Here is a 19,358-nt window from a genome sequence, read left to right as displayed (position 1 = left end):
TGAAGCTGGCGGTATGGTTTATTCGACCCTCCCCGCGACCGGCGCCTCCCCGGCCAGCCATCAGAGGCGACATCCGCTGAGCCGCCGGGCGCGCGTCGGCGCGTTGGGTGCGGGTGCACTGAGCCTCGGGCTCGTGGCCCTCGGGGGCGACTTCATCGCTGCCGTGCTCGGCCAGCTCGCCTTCTTCTACGGGGCGACGTTTCTCTTCGACGGCATGCAGACTTTCGATTTGAGCGACCCGTCGGTCGGCATACCGGCCGATGCCGCAACCGTGTTCGGTATCTCACCCGTGGTGATCGTCGCGGCGGGCGCCTTCATCTCAGCCCTCGGTGTGGTATCCGGCATCCTGCTGCTGCGGCGCGCCGGCACCCACCGACCCATCGCCGTCACGCTGGCGTCGCTCGCCATCTCTGCCGTGCCGCTCACGATCGGTGCGGCCCTGTCAGGCGTGCTCGCCATGCTCGCCTTCGGTGTTCTCGGCTCGAGTGACGCCGGCGGTGACTCGTACGTTGTCGTGGTCGGGGTGGCGGCGGGCATCCACGTGGCCAGCGCACTGCCGCTCGGCGCCCTCGTGTGGTGGTGGATGGCCGCCACCTTCGCCCGCGTCGGTGCCGCCTTCACCGAGCTGTCGCACTTCGCTCACCCCGACGGGCTCGTCGCCGGGCCACCCGCGGTGCTACCCGCCGTGCTGCCCGGAGTTCTGCCCGCCGTGCTGCCCCCGCCTACGAGCGCCGGGGTGTCACAGCCCAGAGCATGACGGCGCCGCCTGCGAGCAGGCCCCAGAACGCCGACCCGATGCCGATGACGGTGATGCCCGAGGCTGTGACCAGGAACGTCGCGGCGGCGGGGATGCGGTGGGCGACCTCGTCGATGGCGTTCGAGAGCGCCGAGACCAGCGCGCCGAGCAGCGCCAGTCCGCCGACCGCGGTGATGAGAATGGGCGGCGAGGCCGAGATGAGGGCAGCTGCCACCCCTGCTGCGAGCCCGAACGCGATGTAGACGAAACCGGAGGTGAACGTCGCGATCCAGCGCCGGGAGCGGTCGGGGTGGGCATCCGGGCCCGCCATGATGGCAGCGGTGATGGCGGCCAGGTTCACTGCGTGCCCACCGAACAGCGCCCCGACCGCGGTCGCGGCACCAGACGCGACGAGAACGGGCCGCGGCGGCACGGTGTAACCGAAGGTCGACATCACCACGAAGCCGGGCACGTTCTGGCCTGCCATCGTCACAATGAAGAGGGGAAGCCCGAGGCTGACGATGATGAACGGGTCGAACGTGGGCAGCACAAAACTCAGCTCGGGCGCCAGCGTGGTGGAGGCGGCGGTGAGCCATCCGGTGCCCGCCGTGATGCCGATGCCGATGGCCGCCACCGCCATCGCCGCCGGAACAGCCCAGCGCGGCGCGAGCCGTAACAGCAGCAGCCACACGACAACCACCGGCACAGCCAGCGCGGGAATCTGCACGACAGCGAGCACCGGAGCGAGGCAGATGGGAAACAGGATGCCCGCGAGCATGGCACTCGCCAGCGACTTCGGTATGCGGGTGATGGCCCGCCCGAGCGCTGGCCAGAGCCCGCACAGCACGATCAGCAGGCCACACACCACGAATGCCCCGACGGCGGCCGAGAAGTTGTGGGTGGTGCTTGACGCAGCGATGAGCAGCGCCGCCCCCGGGGTCGACCAGGCGAACGAGATGGGCATGCGAAAGACGCTGGCCAGCACGATGCAGAGAATCGCGACCGCGAAACACAGTGTCAGAAGCCCAGAGGAGGCCTGGGCATCCGTGGCCCCGACCGCATGCAGGCCAGCCAGAACGAGGGCGAACGAACTGGCGAAACCTGTGATACCGGCGACGATGCCGGCCGAAATCGGTTGCGCGAACCCGCCCCGATGCCGGGTCGCCGGATGCTCGCTCAGCTGTTACCCGCTACGCCGACTTCTCGACGCGGCGCGGTGCCTCGCGCGGCACGATGGTGGGCGCCGCGTTCGAGATCACCGAATCGCGCGTGATGATGACCTTGGCGACCTCGTCGGTCGAGGGCACCTCGAACATGATCGGGCCGAGCACCTCTTCCATGATGGCGCGAAGGCCACGGGCACCGGTCTTGCGCAGCACCGCGAGGTCGGCGATGGCCTCGAGGGCATTCTTCTCGAAGTCGAGTTCGACCCCGTCGAGCTCGAACATGCGCTGGTACTGGCGAACGAGGGCGTTGCGCGGAACCGTGAGGATCTGCATGAGAGCGACCTGGTCGAGAGGGGTGACGGTGGTGACCACGGGCAGTCGACCGATGAACTCGGGGATGAGGCCGAACTTGTGCAGGTCTTCAGGCAGCACCTCGCTGAAGAGGTTGATGTCATCACGCTTGGAGTGCAGCGGAGCGTTGAAACCGATGCCGCGCTTGCCCGAACGTTCGGCCACGATCTCTTCGAGGCCGGCGAATGCACCCGCGACGATGAAGAGCACGTTGGTCGTGTCGATCTGAATGAACTCCTGGTGCGGATGCTTGCGCCCGCCCTGCGGCGGAACCGAGGCGACCGTGCCCTCGAGAATCTTCAGCAGCGCCTGCTGCACACCCTCGCCCGACACGTCACGCGTGATCGAGGGGTTCTCGGCCTTGCGCGCGATCTTGTCGATCTCGTCGATGTAGATGATGCCGGTCTCGGCCTTCTTCACATCGAAGTCGGCGGCCTGCAACAGTTTCAGAAGAATGTTCTCGACGTCTTCGCCGACGTAGCCCGCCTCGGTGAGCGCGGTGGCATCGGCGACGGCGAACGGCACGTTGAGCTGCTTTGCGAGCGTCTGTGCGAGGTAGGTCTTGCCGCAGCCCGTGGGGCCGATGAGCAGGATGTTGCTCTTCGCGATCTCGACCTCGTCGGCCATGGCGTCGGCCGACGTGAGAGTGTTGCGCGAGCGAACACGCTTGTAGTGGTTGTACACGGCGACGGCGAGCGAGCGCTTGGCCTGCTCCTGGCCGATGACGTACTCTTCGAGAAAAGCGAAGATCTCTTTGGGCTTCGGCAGCTCGAACTCGCTGGCCGCCTCTTCGCCGGTCTCAGACAGGCGCTCTTCGATGATCTCGTTGCAGAGCTCGACGCACTCGTCGCAGATGTACACGCCGGGGCCGGCGATGAGTTGCTGAACCTGCTTCTGGCTCTTACCGCAGAACGAACACTTGAGCAGGTCGGCGCTCTCCCCGATGCGTGCCATGTTCATCCTCCTCGTAAAAACCTGTGACGTCAGCCTAACCCGTGCCACCGACGCTCTGGGCCATTGCGCCGGGCACGGCCACAAGTTGTCACAGTAGTTCGGCACAGAGACAGAGAACGGATGCCCGCTGTCGGGCATCCGTTCTCTGAAGTGTTACTTCTTTACCTATTTGACGAGCGCAGGCAGGTTCTTGCGCGAGGTGAGAACCTGGTCGATGAGGCCGTACTCCACCGCGTCAGCAGCGCTGAGGATGTTGTCGCGGTCGATGTCTTTGTTGACCTGCTCGGGCGTGCGGTTCGAGTGGAACGCCAGCGTCTCTTCGAGCCAGGTACGCATGCGAAGAATCTCGCGCGCCTGGATCTCGATGTCTGACGCCTGGCCGCCGCCCTGCCCACCGGCGGAGGGCTGGTGGATGAGAATACGCGCGTTCGGGAGCGCCAGGCGCTTGCCGGGCGTGCCAGCCGCGAGAATCACGGCGGCGGCCGAAGCAGCCTGCCCGAGGCACACGGTCTGGATGTTCGGCTTGACGTACTGCATCGTGTCGTAGATGGCCGTCATCGCGGTGAACGAGCCACCGGGTGAGTTGATGTACATCTCGATGTCGCGGTCGGGGTCTTGGCTCTCGAGAACGAGCAGCTGAGCCATGACGTCGTCGGCCGAGGCATCGTCGATCTGAACACCGAGAAAGATGATGCGGTCTTCGAACAGTTTCGCGTACGGGTCTTGGCGCTTGTACCCGTAAGCCGTGCGCTCTTCGAAGGTGGGGAGGATGTACCGGTTCGAGGGGGTGGTGCCGTTCCCGTAAGGGGAAGCGATCGGCATTCCGCCGAAGGTGGGGGTTTGCATGGATTCGTCTCTGTTCTTGGGTTGTCGCGACTAGTTGGATTCGGAGGGAACGGAGTCTTCGACCTCGGTGCCGCCGCCGCCGGCGACGTCGGAGGAGAACTCGCGAACATAGTCGACGAAGCCGTACTCGAGGGCTTCCTGCGCGGTGAACCAGTTGTCGCGGTCACCGTCGATCATGACCTGCTCGGGGGTCTTGCCGGTCTGCTCGGCGGTGAGCTCAGCCATGCGCTTCTTCATGTCGAGGATGAGAAGGGCCTGGGTCTGAATGTCGGCCGAGGTGCCACCGAACCCGCCCGACGGCTGGTGCAGCAGAACGCGGGCGTTCGGTGTGATGTAGCGCTTGCCCTTGGTGCCGGAGGAGAGCAGGAACTGCCCCATCGAAGCAGCCATGCCGATGCCCACCGTGACGATGTCGTTCGAGACGAACTTCATGGTGTCGTAGATGGCCATGCCTGCGGTGATCGATCCACCGGGTGAGTTGATGTAGAGGTAGATGTCGCGCTTGGGGTCTTCTGCTGCAAGAAGAAGAATCTTGGCGCAGATCTCGTTCGCCATGTCGTCACGAACTTCGGTGCCGAGCCAGATGATCCGGTCTTTCAAGAGTCGTTCGAAAACGCTGTTTGGCATCGCCATATCGGCCATGTGTGTCGCTCCAATTCACTTGCGGTACTTCGAATGTACTGGAGCCTTCCCGCCCACATGCCTCTGTTCGCTGGGGGCAGACTCCGGGTACGGATCCGCCGAATCACGCTCGGCCGGTTGCACCGATGTTGCGAGCGAAAGTCGAATGCCGCAAGATCTCGCTGGGCGTGGTGTCGACGGCAAGGCGTGCCGCAACAGCCGACGTTTTCGTACGGCCCCAGGCTATGGCGACATGCAAGAGGGCGACCTCGTCACTCCGAAGTGCTGGTAGCTTCCAACCGATCCCGTCTGCACCAACCGGAAGAGTCGATGCCCCGGCAAGGCCCTGAAGCATCCAGTCGGTCACGCCCATCTCGTCGTGGGCTGTCGTTTCGTCAGGGTCATCCCACCGCCGCGGTAACCGCCCGTCTACAGAGGAACGCAGGTAGAAATCGAGGTCACCGCCGCCCACAACCACGGTCACCCCCTCTGCGCGAAACTCGCGGAGCGCGAGCATTTCGCCAGATGCCAGTCGCGAATCGGGAGGCGTCGGGTTGAGGGAGGCACGCATCTCGAGGGGCCCCGAATCAGCTCGCGCGGTAAATCGGGCCACGATACCCCACGAACCCTCTGCCCCGATCGGTACGTCATTGAGATCGTAGGCAAATCGTGTCGTCGGCAACGGCACCCGGTAACTCTCCACGCGCACGTTCTCAACAAACCGCCAATCGGAATAGATCTCGCGGTGGTGCTTCAACTGGCGCAGCGGAGTGCTCGCGAGGGTGACCCCAGCAACCGCAAACGACAGGCGCACCTCGCCCAGCGGGGTGGGAGCCCCGATATCTTCTACATCGCGCACGACAATGATTATATGAGGTTTACTTACTCATTCACGCACGTACCAGACGGGTACGAAAAAGGGCCCCACGGATGATCGTGGGGCCCTTCTGCGGTACAAGCGGCACTCGACGCTCGGCGCCCGGCTCGCTGTGGCTGGTGCTTAGTGCGAGTGGCCCGCGTGGTCGTGACCCGCGTGCTCGTCTTCGTCATCGGCGCCACCGTCGACAGCCACGAAAGGCTCGTCGGCGTCGCGGGTGATCGAGGTGAACTCGGAGACGTCGACGACCTTGCCGTTGGTGTCGGTGACGACGGCCTTGTCGAGAACGATGGCGAGAGCCTTGTTGCGGGCGACCTCGCCGACCATGGCGGGAATCTGGCCGTTCTGGTCGAGAACCTGAACGAACTCCTGCGGCTCCATGCCGTATTGGGCAGCGCTCTGAATGAGGTACTGGCTCAGTTCGTCTTGGCTGACCTTGACCTCTTCTTTCTCGGCGATGACGTCGAGAAGAATCTGGGTCTTGAAGGTGGCGGTGCTCGACTCGACGACCTCGGCGCGGTGAACGTCGTCTTCGAGACGGCTCTCGTTCTCGAGGTGACGGTGCACCTCGTCTTCGATGAGCTTCGGGGGCACAGGAACCTCGACAAGGGCAAGCAGTGCGTCGAGGGTCTTGGTACGGGCATCCGTGACCTGGCCGAACGACTTCTGGCGCTCGACCTGGCTGCGCAGGTCGACCTTCAGCTCGTCGATGGTGTCGAATTCGCTCGAGATCTGGGCGAAGTCGTCGTCAGCCTCGGGCAGCTCGCGCTCTTTCACCGAGTTGACGGTGACCTCGACGAGGGCGTCTTTGCCGGCGAAGTCGCCGCCGAGAAGGGGAGCCTCGAACGTGGTGGTCTCGCCAGCGGTGAGCGAGTCGAGAACCGCGTCGATGCCTTCGAGCAGTTCGCCCGAACCGACCTCGTACGAGATTCCGGTCGCGTTGTCGACCTCGACGCCGTCGATCGTGGCGATGAGGTCGAGCTGGGCGAAGTCGCCCGTCGAGATGGGGCGGTCGACCGTGACGAGGGTGCCGAAGCGGGTGCGCAGGCGCTCGAGCTCAGCGTCGACCTCTTCGTCGGTGACGTCGAGGGCGTCGACCGTGACGGCGAGACCCTCGTAGTTGGGCAGGTCGAGTTCGGGGCGAACATCGACCTCGATGGCGAGTTCGAGCTCACCGGAGAAGTCTTTGTTGCTCGGCCATCCGACGATGTCGGCCTCGGGGCGGCCCAACGGGCGCAACTCTTTCTCGGCGATGGCCGCACGATAGAAACCGTCGAGCCCGTCGTTCACTGCGTGCTCGAGCACGGCCTCCTTGCCGACGCGCTGGTCGATGAGGGGCGGCGGCACCTTGCCCTTGCGGAAGCCGGGAATGTTGACCTGCTCAGCGATGTGGCTGTAGGCGTGGTCAATGCTGGGCTTCAGTTCTTCGGGGGTCACGAAGATAGCGAGCTTGACGCGGGTGGGGCTGAGCTGTTCGACCGTGGTCTTCACGTTGAGAAATCTCCTGAGAATTGAAACTGATCTACGACGGTTACAAGATGTGCGTGTCGGGGCGACAGGATTCGAACCTGCGACCTCTCGGTCCCAAACCGAGCGCTCTACCAAGCTGAGCTACGCCCCGGGAAATAACCTCGATAAGTCTAGTGCACACGATGTGAGCACAGGATGTGAGCCCAACCTGTACTACGCTGTTCGAGTGCCCTCGGGTGCGCGGGGATGTAGCTCAATGGTAGAGCCTCAGTCTTCCAAACTGATCACGCGAGTTCGATTCTCGTCATCCCCTCCCTGATAAGCCATTGCACAACCCCTGTCGGCATGGTTCACCCGTACGTAGCCTGATTTCATGGTGAAGACGGCGTGTCTGGTGGCAGGGTGCGGCAACAGTGCCGATGACGAGATCACGGTCAATTCGCACGGCATTCTGCTGGCGTATGCGGCCTGCAGCGACCATGCCTGTGAGTTCAGGTGGGGTCGGCAGCTGCCCGGCGACGAGGTCGCGGCTCGGGGGCTGTTGGGCATCCGGAACTGAGGCCTCCTGACATCGGTTCGCTGGCGCTCCCCGATCAGAAAACGGCTCCCACCGGGCCAGACGAAGGTTAACCTTCCCTTCGTTAGTGCAGCCTGTGCTTGCTTGCGCGCCTCTCTGAACTGAGTAACGTTGCGCTCATCACCTCGCCCGATGAGGACCATGTTTAGAAGGGAGACGTTATGTCAGACGTTGTCACCACCATCACGAGCTCGGCCAACCCCGATGTTGCTGCCGCTGCCGCTCAGTTTCTGAGCCAGGTCGTCATCGACTCGCAGGCCCTCGTCATCAACGGCAAGCAGGCCCACTGGCACGTTCGCGGCGCGAACTTCATCGCCGTTCACGAGCTGTTCGACGAGATCGTCGAACGCGCTGAAGACTACGCCGACACCGCCGCTGAGCGTGTCGTCGCCCTCGGCCTGCCCCTCGACGCCCGCATCGGCGCCGTCGCGGCGAACACCACGCTGCCCGAGCTGCCGGCCGGGTTCCAGCCCGCCGAGGTCATGATCGGTTCGCTCGTGAACCAGATCGACGCCCTGCTCGTCGGCGTGAACAAGGCCATCAAGGAGCTCGGCGCCATCGACGCCGCGAGCCAAGACGTCGCCATCCAGATCGCCCGCAGCCTCGAGAAAGACCGCTGGTTCCTGTTCGCTCACATCAGCGCAGTCTGATTCGCGTCTTCACTCGTGTGGCGCTCGCGCTGCCTGCGTGACGTGCACCACCTGCACGACCACTGAAAAGGGCCTCCTAGGAGGCCCTTTTTCGCGTTCGGGCTCTGCAATCGCCGCCTGTTCTGCACATGAGCGGTTCCGGATGCCCAGAAACTGATATTCTCTCAGCATGATTCCCGTTCCGACGCCGCGCAGGGGTTCGGCACCAGCGCTGCCCGCCACCACGCCCCTGCCACCGGCGGGGCCGGGGTCTGGCCCGGGCCCGCTCGGTCGCCCCGGGCGTCCGCGGCGCCCCGGGCGCGTCATCGCTCTCGTACTGGCTGGCGTGGCCGCGCTGCTGCTCGCTGTCGGTGCCATCGTCGTGTTCGTCCTCCACATCGACCCCGTACTGGTCGGTCTGGCTGCCCTGGTTCTGGTGCTCGGCGGCACCTCCTTCGGCGCGCGCCTGCTGCCCCCGATCATTCCGGGCATCAGGCTGCTGCGCTCGCTCATCGGCCTCGCCGCCACCGCCGCACTTGCCGCCGGCCTGTACTTCTACGTCATCCCGCTCGCACAGCACGGGGTCTCGTCTCTCACCGGCGGCCAACCGTATTCGAACGCTGGCCCGCATGCCGCCGGCCCTGTCACCAAGCCTGCTCCCGCCACCGCGACCATCGTCTACGAGGTGACCGGAACGGCGCCCTCCGCCGTCATCACCGAGTTCCCCTCGCTCGACAGCACCTCTGGGCCCAATCCGTCGGGCCCCCAGCCGATCCCCTACTCGCGAACCATCACCACGTCGGCTCTTTCGCAGCCGATCTTCCTCTCCGCCACCGTGTCACCCCAGCTGACCGGTGCCGCCACCGATCCCTCCGACCCCGCAGAGACCCTCTCGTGCCGCATCACCGTCGACGGAACCGTCATCGACCAGCAGCGCGCCTCCGGCCCCTACGCCCTCGTGCACTGCTCCGCACAGCCCCCGCTCCCCTGATTCCCACCCTGCCGTAACCCCTGGGCTAGGAGGCGGCCCAGGCGCCGAGGTGGGTGGGGCGACCAGCGAGGAAGGTGGCCGCGACGGGCATGGTGCGAAGGCGCCCGGGGTCAGCGGTCAGGGGGTCGAGCTCCACGATGGCGAGGTCGGCGGGCAGGCCCACGCCGATGGTTCCAACGCCGTTTGTCGCCGCGGCCAGAGCAGCGAGCGCCGAGAGGCGCTGCTCGGCATGCCAGGCCGGGCGCCCGTCGCGAGCACGCGAGACGGCGGCCGAGAGGCTGATCCACGGGTCGAGCGGAGCCACGGGGGCATCAGACCCGAGCAACAGTGCGGCTCCGGATGCCCGCAGGCGCTCGAAGGCGAACGCTCGGTCTGTGCGGCCGGCCCAGTACCGGTCGGCGATGTCACGGTCATCCATCGCGTGCTCGGGTTGCACGCTCGCCGCCACACCGAGGGCCGCGAACCGTTCGAAGTCGGTGTCGGCGAGCAGCTGCGCGTGCTCGATACGCCCCCACGGCAGCACTGCTCCCCCGGCGATCGACGCCGGAACCGCGGCGCCCCACCCTCGTGTGAGGTCGGGCGTTGCGAGCACGCCGGGCCCCGGCGCTCCCGCGGCAACACCGGCAGCGGCGGCAGCAGCAGCAGCAGCAGCCGTCACTGCGGAAGCATCGCCTGCCGCGAGGGCCTCGAAGGCGTCGAGCGCCAAGCGGTTGGCGTGGTCGCCGATGGCGTGCACGGCGGGCCTGAGCCCTTGGGCGGTGGCGCGTCGGAGCAACGCGAGCAGGGCATCCGGAGCCACCGTGAGCATGCCGTGCGAATGCCCCGGGCTCCCATCGACACCGAAACCAGCACCAGCAGCAGCGCCAGCGCCCGCAAACCCCGCATACGGCTCGAAGCAGTAGGCGGTGCGGGTGCCGAGCGACCCGTCGGTGATGACCTTGAACGGCCCCACGCTGAGCAGCCCGCCCGTCTTCGGGATGACGTCGCCGGTGCGGAGCCCGCGCTCGGCCGCGAGCGCGAGGTGCTGCGAGTAGATTCCGAACGCCACGCGGAGGTTCTGCTGGCCGGCGGCGATGCGGCGGCTCCAGTCGGCGTAGTTGTCGCGCATCTCGAAGTCGACGACGCCCACGACGCCCAGGGCGGCAGCGCGCCGGCCCGCGAGAGCGGCGAGTTCGTCGGCCTCGTCGTCAGACACATCGTCGAGTTCACGGGCGATGCGAAAGCAGTCGTCTTCGACCAGATGGCCCGACGGATGCTCGGCCAGCCCGTACTGCCTGAGAGCCGCCGTGTTGAGCCAGCACGAGTGCAGGTCGTTGCTGAACAGAACGACCGGCTGCGCTCCCGCCGCCGCATCGAGCTGCCCCCGGGTCAGTTCGCCCGCCCAGAGCGCATCGCGCACGCCGTAGCCGATCACGGGCCGCGCGAACCGGCCGGCGAACCCCGCACCCGGCAGCCGTGCGCCCACGAGCTCTGCGCGTTCGGTCGCTGGGTCGCCCGGATGCACAACCTCAGCCACCCGCACCGCGACCGCTTCGGGCGAGTGTGCCGCCCCGAAGTCGAACCGACGCCCGAGCAGCGACCACTGCGTGAAGTGCACGTGGTTGTCCCAGAGCCCCGGGATGAGGTAGCGCCCCTCGAGCTCGATCACCCGAGAAGAGTTCGGCGCCGCGACGATCCCCGTCGGCACGATGGCCCGGATGCGCCCGTCGGCCAGCAGCACGTCGAGGCTGCCGTCGTGGCCGGGCATGCGCCCGCCGGTGAGGAAGACGTCGTCGGTCACTCGGCACCCGACGGCGTGGCAGCAGTGGGCAATTCATCAGCGGCAGCGGCAGCCTCCGACGGACCGGCAGCGGTGGGCACGCCAGCGTAGCCGCCACCCACCCCGCCCACCGGGTGTACCCGCCGCATTTCGGCGGCGAGCTCGGGCTGGCGGTAGTTGTCACCCTCGGTGAGCTCGTGGATGATGCGCTCCACCGTCTCGGCCGGCCTGTTCTGGCTGAGCTTCGACTTGGCGTCGATGCGCGTGGCCGTGAGGCGAAAGCCCACCGTGCCGGCGCTGATGCGCCGGGCGTAGGCCGCGTTCTCGAGCGTTCCGGCCATGCGCCGTGGCTCCGGCATGCGGTCTTCGAAGTGGTCGACCAGGCGCGCGAGCACCGTGAGGTTCTCGTCGTCGGAGAGAATCTCGGGCACCCCGTGCAGGTGCGCCACCACGAAGTTCCAGGTGGGCACGGCGGGGTTGGCGTCGTACCAGCCCGGCGAGATGTACCCGTGGGGCCCCTGGATGATCACCAGAACCTCATGCTGCCCGAGTTCGTGCAGCCGTTCATCCGGCCGCCCCACGTGGCTGAGCACCGCGATGCCATCAGCTTCTTCGTCGAGCACGACGGGATAGTGCGATGCCACCAACCCCGTGCTGGTGTTGCTGACGAGCGTCACCCAGGGGTTCAGCCGAATGAGACGGCGAATCTCCTCCGTGTCGGCCAGGGCGAAACTCGGGTTGGTTCTCATGAGCCGAGGTTACTCGGTCACGCTTGGTCGTTCGGGCACCAGTAGAGCTTTCGTGACGCCATCAGCTCCATGATGATATGCGTTGAGCAGACCCGGCAGGGTAATCCCTCACGTTTGTATACCCAGTAGCGGTCGCTGCGATTCAACCGCGCTGCCGCCTCAACTTCGGGGGTCTGGCCATCCATCGTCAGCATCATGCCAGTACGGATGCCGATGTCGAGCAGGTAGACCCAGTCGCGCCAGACGGCACGCACCTGGTCTTCGCTGACATTCTTGCCCGGGGTGTGCGGGTTCAGGCGGGCACGAAACAGCAGCTCGGCGCGGTACACATTGCCGATTCCGCTGACGATCGACTGATCCATGAGCAACAGCCCGACGGGCGTGGGCTTCGTGCGGATGCTCGCCACGAACCGGTCTTCGGCCTCGGGAGTGTTGTCAGTGACGGGGTCGGGCCCGAGCCGCGCAAGCACGGTGGCGACCTGGTCGGCGCCGATCACCTCGCACGCGGTGGGGCCACGCAGATCGGCGACCGTTGCGTCGGTCATCAGCCGCACCCGCACGGCTCCGACCGGCGGAGGCGGAAACGATTCGAGGTCGACGTCTTTCGTGTTCTCGGTCTCGGCCATGCGCACGGCGCGCCTGAGCCTCGGCGCGCCCATGCTGCCGAGCGCTTCCGACTCAGAGGTGATCGGCGAGACGGTGCCGAAGAAATCCCAGGCGCCATAGATGCCGAGGTGGATGCGCAGCCACAGGTCATTCTCGAACCGCAGGAACATCTGTTTTCCCACCGCACGAGCCTCGACCAGCGTCAACCCGTCGATCTCGGCTGCACCCTCAGCGAAACGGCCCTGCGGGGAGCTGGCGGCGACGCGGTGACCGACGAAGTCGCGCTCGAACTGAAGCGCGATACGGTGAACGGAATGGCCCTCAGGCACGGCGTTGCTCCCTGGTTCAGTGGTGGTGGTTCAGTGGTGGTGGTTCAGTTGCTGGCGGTGATCACGTCGGCGCCGACGTGAATGCCCGCGATGGCGCCCGTCGCCTCATATTCGGCCAGCTGGGCGATGCGCCGTGCGTGCCGCTCTTCGAACGAGAACGGTTCGTTGATGAAGGTGTCGATGAACGCAACGGCCTCGTCGACCGTGTGCTGCCGCGCGCCGATCGCGATGAGGTTCGCATCGTTGTGCTGGCGGGCCAGCAGGGCGGTGGAGTGGCTCCAGACCAGGGCCGCACGGGCGCCGTTCACTTTGTTCGCGGCGATGGCCTCGCCGTTTCCCGAACCACCGAAGACGATGCCGAGTGCTTCGACGCCGGCCCGCTGGTCGCGCACCACGGCGAGCGCCGCATTGATGCAGAACGACGGGTAGTCGTCGATGGGGTCGTAGTCGGTGGGGCCGTGGTCGACGACCTCGTGCCCGGCCGCGCTGAGGTGGTCGAGAAGGTGCCGGCTGAAGTCGAGCCCCGCGTGATCGGTGCCGAGGTGAATGCGCATGGGGCGAGTTTACAGGCGGCATGCCCGGCGACCGCTCGCTAGGCTGGTTCGGAGCATTCACGCGCCCGGCGCCCACAAGGCTGCCAGAGCGTGCCGCAAAGATCACAACCAGTATGGAGAACATCAGTTGCCTGGAGAAAACCTCACCCGCGTCGAAGCCCAGCAGCGTGCCGCGCTCATCTCAGTGTCGAGTTATGACGTCACGCTCGACGTCACTCAGGGGCCGGAAACCTTTCTGAGCACCACCACGGTTCGTTTCACGGCCTCGAAGGGGGCATCCACTTTCATCGATGCCATCACGAAGAACGTGCGCACTGTCGAGCTGAACGGGCGGGCGCTCGACGCCGCAACCGTCAGCGACAACGTGCGCATTCAGCTCGACGACCTCGGCGACACGAACACGCTCACGGTCGTGGCCGACGCGCTGTACACGAATACCGGCGAGGGCCTGCACCGCTTCGTCGACCCGGTAGACAACGAGGTCTATCTGTACAGCCAGTTCGAGGTTCCCGACTCGCGGCGCGTGTTCGCCGTGTTCGAGCAGCCCGACCTGAAGGCCACGTTCACGTTCACGGTCACCGCGCCCGCAGCGTGGCAGGTCGTCTCGAACTCGCCCACCCCCGAGCCCATCTCGGCCGGCGACGGCAGTGCAACCTGGAGCTTCGAGACCACTCCGATTCTCTCGTCGTACGTCACCGCCATCGTGGCCGGGCCCTACGCGGTCGTGCGCAGCGAACTCACCTCGAGCGACGGCCGAGTGATTCCGCTGGGCGTGTTCTCGCGTGCCTCGCTCTCGCAGTACATGGATGCCGACTACGTGTTCGAGAAGACCCGCCAGGGCTTCGAGTTCTACGAGAAGCGCTTCAACTACCCGTACCCGTTCGCCAAGTACGACCAGCTGTTTGTACCCGAGTTCAACGCCGGTGCCATGGAGAACGCGGGAGCGGTGACGTTCACCGAGGCGTACGTGTTCCGCTCGAAGGTGACGGATGCCGTGCGGGAGCGCCGCGTCGTCACGATCTTGCACGAGCTCGCGCACATGTGGTTCGGCGACCTGGTCACCATGAAGTGGTGGAACGACCTGTGGCTGAACGAGTCGTTCGCCGAGTACATCTCCACCCTCGCGACGGCCGAGGCCACCGAGTGGCACGGCGCCTGGGCGACCTTCGCCTCGACCGAGAAGAGCTGGGCCTACCGCCAAGACCAGCTGCCCTCGACGCACCCCATCTTCGCCACCATCAACGACCTCGACGATGTGCAGGTGAACTTCGACGGCATCACGTATGCGAAGGGCGCCTCTGTGCTCAAGCAGCTCGTCGCCTGGGTGGGACAAGAGCAGTTTCTCGCCGGTGTCGGACAGTACTTCCAGAAGCACGCCTACTCGAACACCGAGCTGAAAGACCTGCTCACCGAGCTCGAGGCCACCAGCGGTCGCGACCTCTCCGAGTGGTCGAAGCTCTGGCTCGAGACGGCTGGCGTGAACACGCTGCGCCCCGAGATCGAAACCGATTCTGACGGGGTCATCACGTCGTTCGCCGTGACCCAGACCGCGATCGAGGCGTACCCGACCATCCGGCCGCACCGCCTGGCGATCGGGTTCTACAACCTGCACGAGGGTGCGCTCATTCGCAACCACCGCGTCGAGCTCGATGTCGATGGGGCCAGCACGACGGTCGACGAGCTCGTGGGGCTGTCACGCCCCGACCTCGTGCTGCTGAACGACGACGACCTCGCCTACGCGAAGATCCGTCTCGACTCCCTGTCACTGAACACCGCCATCGAGCACCTCGCCGCGATCGAAGACGGGCTCGCCCGCTCGATCGTGTGGGGCTCGGTGTGGGATGCGACGCGTGACGCCGAGACGCGCCCCCGCGATTTCGTACAGCTTGTGCTGGGCAACGTGGCGACCGAGAGCGAGAGCACCACGCTTCGCACGGCCCTGAACCAGCTGGTACTCACTGCGAACATGTACGTGGCTCCCGCAGCACAGAAGGAGACGACCGCCCTGGCCGCCGACGAGCTGTGGTCGCTGGCCCGCAACGCGGCGCCCGGGTCAGACGAGCAATTTCAGTTCGTGCGGTTCTTCGCGGCCGTCGCCACGAGCGAGGAGACTCTCTCAACAGTCGCCTCCCTGCTGAGCGGCGAGGTTGCGCTTGAGGGCCTGGAGATCGACACCGATCTGTCATGGGATCTGCTCATCGCACTGGTTGTGGGCGGGGCGGCTGGCGAGAGCGAGATCGCTGCGGCACAGGCGGCCGACAACACTGCGAGCGGTGCACAGTCGGCGGCGAGCGCGCGAGCGTCGATTCCGACGGCCGAGGCCAAGGCAGCGGCGTGGGCATCCCTCGTCGACAGTGACGACGCGTCGAACCTCATTGTGCGGGCCACCACGGCGGGCTTTCAGCGGGCCACCGACGAGTCGCTGCTGCAGCCGTACATCGCGAAGTACTTCGAGGTCGTCACCGACCTGTGGGAGAACCGCTCGTACCAGATCGCTGCGACGCTGATCACGGGCCTGTACCCCTCGGGCCTCGCCGGCCAGGAGCTGCGTGACGCCACGCAGGCATGGCTCGACACCGACCCCGAACCCGCGGCGCTGCGCCGTCTCGTGGTCGAGAACCTCGCTGGTGTCGACCGCGCACTCGCGGCGCAGAAGCGCGACGCCGAGTAGGTTCCCAGCCGCCGAACACCACCGAACACCACCGCTGAGCGGCGTTCTCCCCCGGGAGCGCCGCTCAGCTTTCGGTGAGGCTCGGTCAGTAGAATCGTGGGTCTATGAATGAATTCTTCTTCAATCTGGGCAAGTTCTACGAGTCATTCAAACCCCTGATCAACATCGTCGCCATCGTGGTCGGTGCCCTGATCATCCGGGTCATCCTGCTGCACTCGGTCGACCGTGTCGTGAAGCGCGTAGTCACCGGCGTGAAGAAGAAGCATGATGCCGCAGACACCCAGGCACTCATCGCCTCGCCCATCGCTGCCGTACGAGTGGTGCAGCGCACCCGCACCATGGGCAGCGTTCTGTCGAACTTCATCACGTGGGCCATCGTGGTGTTCGCGTTCATCATGATTCTGAGCGAACTGAACTTTCAGATCTCCGCGCTGGTTGCCTCGGCCGGTGTGATCGGGGCCGCGCTCGGTTTCGGCGCGCAGAACATCATCAAAGACATGCTGAACGGCCTCTTCATGGTGGTCGAAGACCAGCTGGGCGTCGGCGACGTGGTCGACCTCGGGCCGGCCACCGGCGTGGTCGAGGCCGTCGGAATCCGCGTCACCACCCTGCGCGACGTCAACGGAACCCTCTGGTTCGTGCGCAACGGCGAGATCACCCGCGTGGGCAACATGTCGCAGGGCTGGGCACGGGTCATCATCGACCTCGCCATTCCGTACGACACCGATGTCGACGCCGTGCAGGAGAAGATGCTCGAGACCGCGAACGAGCTGGCCGCGAGCCCGAAGTGGCGTTCGCGGGTCATCGAGAAGCCCGAGATCTGGGGCCTCGAAAGCATCTCGGCCGAGGCACTTGTCATTCGCCTGGTGGTCAAGACCCGAACGAACGCCAAAGACGATGTCGCCCGCGAATTGCGCATGCAGTTGAAACGCGCGCTCGACGAGATGGGGGTCAAACTGCCCTCGCTGAACAGCATCGTGCTGACGGGGTTCGAGGGTGCTGCATCCATCGCAGGCGCACGCGCACCCCGAACCGGGCCCACCAGCACGGTACCCGAGAGCACGGTGCCCGCCGACACCCCGCCCGTCAGCACCCTGCCCGCTGCCACTCGCGCGCCGCGCGCCCCGCGCCGAGGCACCTCCACTGCCCCGACGCGCGCGAACCGCTCCACTCCCCCGAACAGCGAGGCCTGATACCGGATGCCCGAAGACACTGCCCTCCCCACCCCGCCGCCGCTCGGGCTCATCCCCGTCGTACCCACGGCATCGGTGCCCGCGAGCTCTGACGGGGTGACGTTCTACGATCAGCTCGGAGGTCGACCCACCTTCGAACGCCTTGTACGCGAGTTCTACCGCGGGGTCGCGGGCGACCCCGTTCTCGTGGCCATGTACCCCGAAGAAGACCTCGAGGGAGCCATCCAACGCCTCACCGGGTTTCTCGAGCAGTACTGGGGCGGGCCCACCACGTACAGCCAGCAGCGCGGCCACCCGCGGCTGCGTATGCGCCACAATCCGTTCAAGGTGAACCCCGATGCGCGCGACCGGTGGCTGACGCACATGCGGGCGGCCGTCGACTCGCTCGAACTGCCGCCGCTGCAGGATGCCACGCTCTGGGACTATCTCGAACGTGCTGCGCATGCGATGGTGAATACGTTCGACGAGTAGGCGCCGCTCGGGCGGCAGCTTGGCGGCGACACAGACAACGAAGGAGTTTCTGAGATGGCCCAGCACGCCAGCGGTACCGCCTCGACCGACGTCATCATTGTGGGTGCCGGTCTCGCCGGCCTCGTCGCTGCCGCCGAGCTCGTCGACGCGGGCAAACACGTCACGATCGTCGAACAGGAGCCTGCCGCCTCCTTCGGCGGCCAGGCGTGGTGGTCGTTCGGCGGCCTCTTTCTCATCGACAGCCCCGAACAGCGCCGCCTCGGCGTGCACGACTCGCTCGAACTCGCCCGCCAGGACTGGTTCGGCAGCGCCGGGTTCGATCGCGCAGAAGACTACTGGCCGAAGCTCTGGGCCGAGGCCTATCTGCAGTTCGCTGCCGGCGAGAAGCGCTCGTGGCTGCACCAGCAGGGCGTGCGGTTCTTCCCCATCGTGGGTTGGGCCGAGCGCGGCGGCTACACGGCCAACGGGCACGGCAACTCAGTACCCCGCTTTCACATCACCTGGGGCACCGGCCCCGGCGTTCTCGCGCCCTTCCTCGCTCGTGTCGAGCGCGGGGTGGCAAACGGTCTCATCACCGTGCTGCACCGGCACCGAGTGGACGCCCTGACAAGCACCGGCGGAACGGTCACCGGCGTTCGCGGCAGCATTCTCGCCGCGAGCGACGCAGGGCGCGGGGTGACGAGCACGCGCGATGTGGTGGGCGAGTTCGAACTCCGAGCGTCGGCCGTCATCGTGACGAGCGGCGGAATCGGCGGCAACCACGAGCTGGTGCGTCAGAACTGGCCGAAGCGCATGGGGCGGCCGCCGGCATCCATGCTCTCGGGCGTACCTGCCCACGTCGACGGCCGGATGCTCGGCATCACTGAAGCGGCCGGGGCCCGGCTCATCAACTTCGACCGCATGTGGCACTACACCGAGGGCATCACGAACTTCGACCCGGTGTGGCCGCAGCACGGTATTCGCATTCTGCCGGGGCCCTCGTCACTCTGGCTCGACGCGACCGGAAAACGGCTGCCTGTGCCCCTGTTCCCCGGTTTCGACACGCTCGGCACCCTCGAACACATCGTGGCGACCGGCTACGACTACACGTGGTTCGTACTCACGCAGAAGATCATCGAAAAGGAGTTCGCGCTCTCGGGCAGCGAGCAGAACCCCGACCTCACGAACAAAGATCTGCGCCTGTTGGCCGCGCGCGTCGGGCCCGGCGCCCCCGGGCCCATCGAGGCGTTCAAGAAGCGGGGCGTCGACTTCGTGGTGGCCGACACGCTGTCCGAGCTGCTCGCCGGCATGCAACGGCTCTCGGCGGGGCCCGGTGACGCGCGGCTCGATGAGCAGCTGGTGGAGAAGGAGATTCGGGCGCGTGACCGGGAGATCGGGCATCCGTTCACCAAAGACGCACAGATCACCGCGGTTCGGGGCGCCCGAAAATACCTCGGCGACAAGCTCATCCGGGTGGCGTCGCCGCACGAGTTGCTCGACCCGGCCGCGGGGCCGCTCATCGCCGTCAAGCTGCACATCGTCACGCGCAAATTACTCGGTGGAATCGAGACCGACCTCGCAGGTCGTGCGCTCGGCGCCGACGGCTCGCCCGTGCCGGGGTTGTACGCAGCCGGCGAGGCCAGCGGCTTCGGCGGCGGCGGGATGCACGGCTACCGCTCGCTCGAGGGCACCTTTCTCGGCGGCTGCCTCTTCTCCGCCCGCCAGGCCGCTCGCGCCGTTGCCGCGGCCCTCTGACCGCCGCTGCTCGGCGCCCTGACTTCATCGACTCGGCGAAGTTTGCGGGTGGCTGGCCGTCGCACCCGCAAACC

18 protein-coding genes and 2 tRNA genes are annotated in these 19,358 nt (G+C 66.3%); 9 read left to right on the top strand and 11 right to left on the bottom strand.

Annotation, left to right across the window (positions count from 1 at the left end; all coding sequences use genetic code 11):
* The first annotated feature begins 13 nt into the window (after window positions 1-13).
* Complete coding sequence (locus tag QN358_RS15240) at window positions 14-757, top strand: hypothetical protein (RefSeq protein ID WP_323512866.1); 744 nt, start codon at window positions 14-16, stop codon at window positions 755-757.
* Here the strand turns inward: QN358_RS15240 and QN358_RS15235 are convergent.
* The 7 genes from QN358_RS15235 to QN358_RS15205 form a co-directional block, all read right to left on the bottom strand.
* Window positions 723-1,856 (bottom strand): benzoate/H(+) symporter BenE family transporter, encoded by a 1,134-nt coding sequence (locus QN358_RS15235; protein ID WP_323512870.1) that lies wholly within the window; start codon window positions 1,854-1,856, stop codon window positions 723-725. The genes QN358_RS15240 and QN358_RS15235 overlap by 35 nt on opposite strands.
* A 70-nt stretch (window positions 1,857-1,926) precedes the next feature.
* A complete protein-coding gene (gene clpX, locus QN358_RS15230) occupies window positions 1,927-3,207 on the bottom strand; it encodes an ATP-dependent Clp protease ATP-binding subunit ClpX (RefSeq protein WP_136643374.1) in 1,281 nt (426 codons plus the stop codon).
* Between the two features lie 165 nt (window positions 3,208-3,372).
* A complete protein-coding gene (locus tag QN358_RS15225; protein WP_201799349.1) occupies window positions 3,373-4,053 on the bottom strand; it encodes an ATP-dependent Clp protease proteolytic subunit in 681 nt (226 codons plus the stop codon).
* Window positions 4,054-4,083: 30 nt separating this feature from the next.
* Window positions 4,084-4,686 (bottom strand): ATP-dependent Clp protease proteolytic subunit, encoded by a 603-nt coding sequence (locus QN358_RS15220; protein WP_136643382.1) that lies wholly within the window; start codon window positions 4,684-4,686, stop codon window positions 4,084-4,086.
* 112 nt (window positions 4,687-4,798) lie between these two features.
* Window positions 4,799-5,533 (bottom strand): hypothetical protein, encoded by a 735-nt coding sequence (locus tag QN358_RS15215; protein WP_323512865.1) that lies wholly within the window; start codon window positions 5,531-5,533, stop codon window positions 4,799-4,801.
* A 141-nt stretch (window positions 5,534-5,674) separates the two neighbouring features.
* Entirely contained in the window at window positions 5,675-7,042 is a 1,368-nt protein-coding gene (gene tig, locus QN358_RS15210; protein ID WP_323512864.1) for a trigger factor, read from the bottom strand.
* A gap of 56 nt (window positions 7,043-7,098) precedes the next feature.
* A tRNA-Pro gene (locus QN358_RS15205) sits at window positions 7,099-7,172 on the bottom strand.
* Window positions 7,173-7,263: 91 nt separating this feature from the next.
* Between QN358_RS15205 and QN358_RS15200 the strand changes: the two genes are divergently transcribed.
* The 4 genes from QN358_RS15200 (at window position 7,264) to QN358_RS15185 (ending at window position 9,218) form a co-directional block, all read left to right on the top strand.
* Window positions 7,264-7,334 (top strand) — tRNA-Gly (locus QN358_RS15200).
* A gap of 60 nt (window positions 7,335-7,394) precedes the next feature.
* Window positions 7,395-7,580 carry a hypothetical protein gene (locus QN358_RS15195; RefSeq protein ID WP_136643371.1) on the top strand — a complete coding sequence of 62 codons (186 nt, stop codon included), beginning with the start codon at window positions 7,395-7,397 and terminating at the stop codon, window positions 7,578-7,580.
* A 179-nt stretch (window positions 7,581-7,759) separates the two neighbouring features.
* Window positions 7,760-8,248, top strand: coding sequence for a Dps family protein (locus tag QN358_RS15190; RefSeq protein WP_136643370.1), 489 nt, complete (start codon window positions 7,760-7,762; stop codon window positions 8,246-8,248).
* A gap of 169 nt (window positions 8,249-8,417) precedes the next feature.
* Complete coding sequence (locus tag QN358_RS15185) at window positions 8,418-9,218, top strand: hypothetical protein (protein WP_136643369.1); 801 nt, start codon at window positions 8,418-8,420, stop codon at window positions 9,216-9,218.
* A 25-nt stretch (window positions 9,219-9,243) separates the two neighbouring features.
* On the opposite strand, the gene QN358_RS15180 is transcribed toward QN358_RS15185, so the two are convergent.
* From QN358_RS15180 to QN358_RS15165, 4 genes are read right to left on the bottom strand one after another with little or no spacing between them, the layout of a single operon-like run.
* Window positions 9,244-10,998, bottom strand: coding sequence for an amidohydrolase (locus QN358_RS15180; protein ID WP_323512863.1), 1,755 nt, complete (start codon window positions 10,996-10,998; stop codon window positions 9,244-9,246).
* Window positions 10,995-11,726 (bottom strand): FMN-binding negative transcriptional regulator, encoded by a 732-nt coding sequence (locus QN358_RS15175; RefSeq protein WP_136643367.1) that lies wholly within the window; start codon window positions 11,724-11,726, stop codon window positions 10,995-10,997. Before QN358_RS15175 ends, QN358_RS15180 begins: the two co-directional genes overlap by 4 nt.
* Before the next feature lie 17 nt (window positions 11,727-11,743).
* On the bottom strand, window positions 11,744-12,661 hold the full coding sequence (locus tag QN358_RS15170; protein ID WP_323512862.1) for an Fpg/Nei family DNA glycosylase: 918 nt from the start codon (window positions 12,659-12,661) through the stop codon (window positions 11,744-11,746).
* A 44-nt stretch (window positions 12,662-12,705) separates the two neighbouring features.
* Complete coding sequence (locus QN358_RS15165) at window positions 12,706-13,215, bottom strand: ribose-5-phosphate isomerase (protein WP_323512861.1); 510 nt, start codon at window positions 13,213-13,215, stop codon at window positions 12,706-12,708.
* A gap of 127 nt (window positions 13,216-13,342) precedes the next feature.
* On the opposite strand from QN358_RS15165, the gene pepN reads away from it, so the two are divergent.
* The 4 genes from pepN to QN358_RS15145 all read left to right on the top strand — a co-directional run bounded on the left by pepN (window position 13,343) and on the right by QN358_RS15145 (window position 19,284).
* A complete protein-coding gene (pepN, locus tag QN358_RS15160) occupies window positions 13,343-15,886 on the top strand; it encodes an aminopeptidase N (RefSeq protein ID WP_323512860.1) in 2,544 nt (847 codons plus the stop codon).
* 104 nt (window positions 15,887-15,990) lie between these two features.
* Window positions 15,991-17,079 carry a mechanosensitive ion channel family protein gene (locus QN358_RS15155; RefSeq protein WP_323512859.1) on the top strand — a complete coding sequence of 363 codons (1,089 nt, stop codon included), beginning with the start codon at window positions 15,991-15,993 and terminating at the stop codon, window positions 17,077-17,079.
* Between the two features lie 6 nt (window positions 17,080-17,085).
* Window positions 17,086-17,550, top strand: a complete 465-nt coding sequence (locus QN358_RS15150) for a globin (RefSeq protein ID WP_136643362.1) — start codon at window positions 17,086-17,088, stop codon at window positions 17,548-17,550.
* A gap of 54 nt (window positions 17,551-17,604) precedes the next feature.
* Entirely contained in the window at window positions 17,605-19,284 is a 1,680-nt protein-coding gene (locus QN358_RS15145) for an FAD-binding dehydrogenase (protein WP_323512858.1), read from the top strand.
* The last annotated feature ends 74 nt before the right edge of the window (window positions 19,285-19,358 follow it).

The organism is Subtercola sp. RTI3 (assembly GCF_035018625.1).
Classification (GTDB): Bacteria; Actinomycetota; Actinomycetes; order Actinomycetales; family Microbacteriaceae; genus Subtercola; species Subtercola vilae.
The sequence above is the reverse complement of the archived record's forward strand: the minus strand, read 5'-3'. Positions and strand labels throughout refer to the sequence as shown.

What these genes read in the sequence shown, in the direction of transcription:
- QN358_RS15240 (WP_323512866.1), top strand. Translation starts at nt 14, where the DNA reads ATGGTTTATTCGACCCTCCCCGCGACCGGCGCCTCCCCGGCCAGCCAT.
- QN358_RS15225 (WP_201799349.1), bottom strand. Translation starts at nt 4,053, where the DNA reads ATGCAAACCCCCACCTTCGGCGGAATGCCGATCGCTTCCCCTTACGGG.
- QN358_RS15195 (WP_136643371.1), top strand. Translation starts at nt 7,395, where the DNA reads ATGGTGAAGACGGCGTGTCTGGTGGCAGGGTGCGGCAACAGTGCCGAT.
- QN358_RS15175 (WP_136643367.1), bottom strand. Translation starts at nt 11,726, where the DNA reads ATGAGAACCAACCCGAGTTTCGCCCTGGCCGACACGGAGGAGATTCGC.
- QN358_RS15150 (WP_136643362.1), top strand. Translation starts at nt 17,086, where the DNA reads ATGCCCGAAGACACTGCCCTCCCCACCCCGCCGCCGCTCGGGCTCATC.
- QN358_RS15155 (WP_323512859.1), top strand. Translation starts at nt 15,991, where the DNA reads ATGAATGAATTCTTCTTCAATCTGGGCAAGTTCTACGAGTCATTCAAA.
- QN358_RS15185 (WP_136643369.1), top strand. Translation starts at nt 8,418, where the DNA reads ATGATTCCCGTTCCGACGCCGCGCAGGGGTTCGGCACCAGCGCTGCCC.
- QN358_RS15190 (WP_136643370.1), top strand. Translation starts at nt 7,760, where the DNA reads ATGTCAGACGTTGTCACCACCATCACGAGCTCGGCCAACCCCGATGTT.
- QN358_RS15220 (WP_136643382.1), bottom strand. Translation starts at nt 4,686, where the DNA reads ATGGCGATGCCAAACAGCGTTTTCGAACGACTCTTGAAAGACCGGATC.
- QN358_RS15165 (WP_323512861.1), bottom strand. Translation starts at nt 13,215, where the DNA reads ATGCGCATTCACCTCGGCACCGATCACGCGGGGCTCGACTTCAGCCGG.
- clpX (WP_136643374.1), bottom strand. Translation starts at nt 3,207, where the DNA reads ATGGCACGCATCGGGGAGAGCGCCGACCTGCTCAAGTGTTCGTTCTGC.
- QN358_RS15145 (WP_323512858.1), top strand. Translation starts at nt 17,605, where the DNA reads ATGGCCCAGCACGCCAGCGGTACCGCCTCGACCGACGTCATCATTGTG.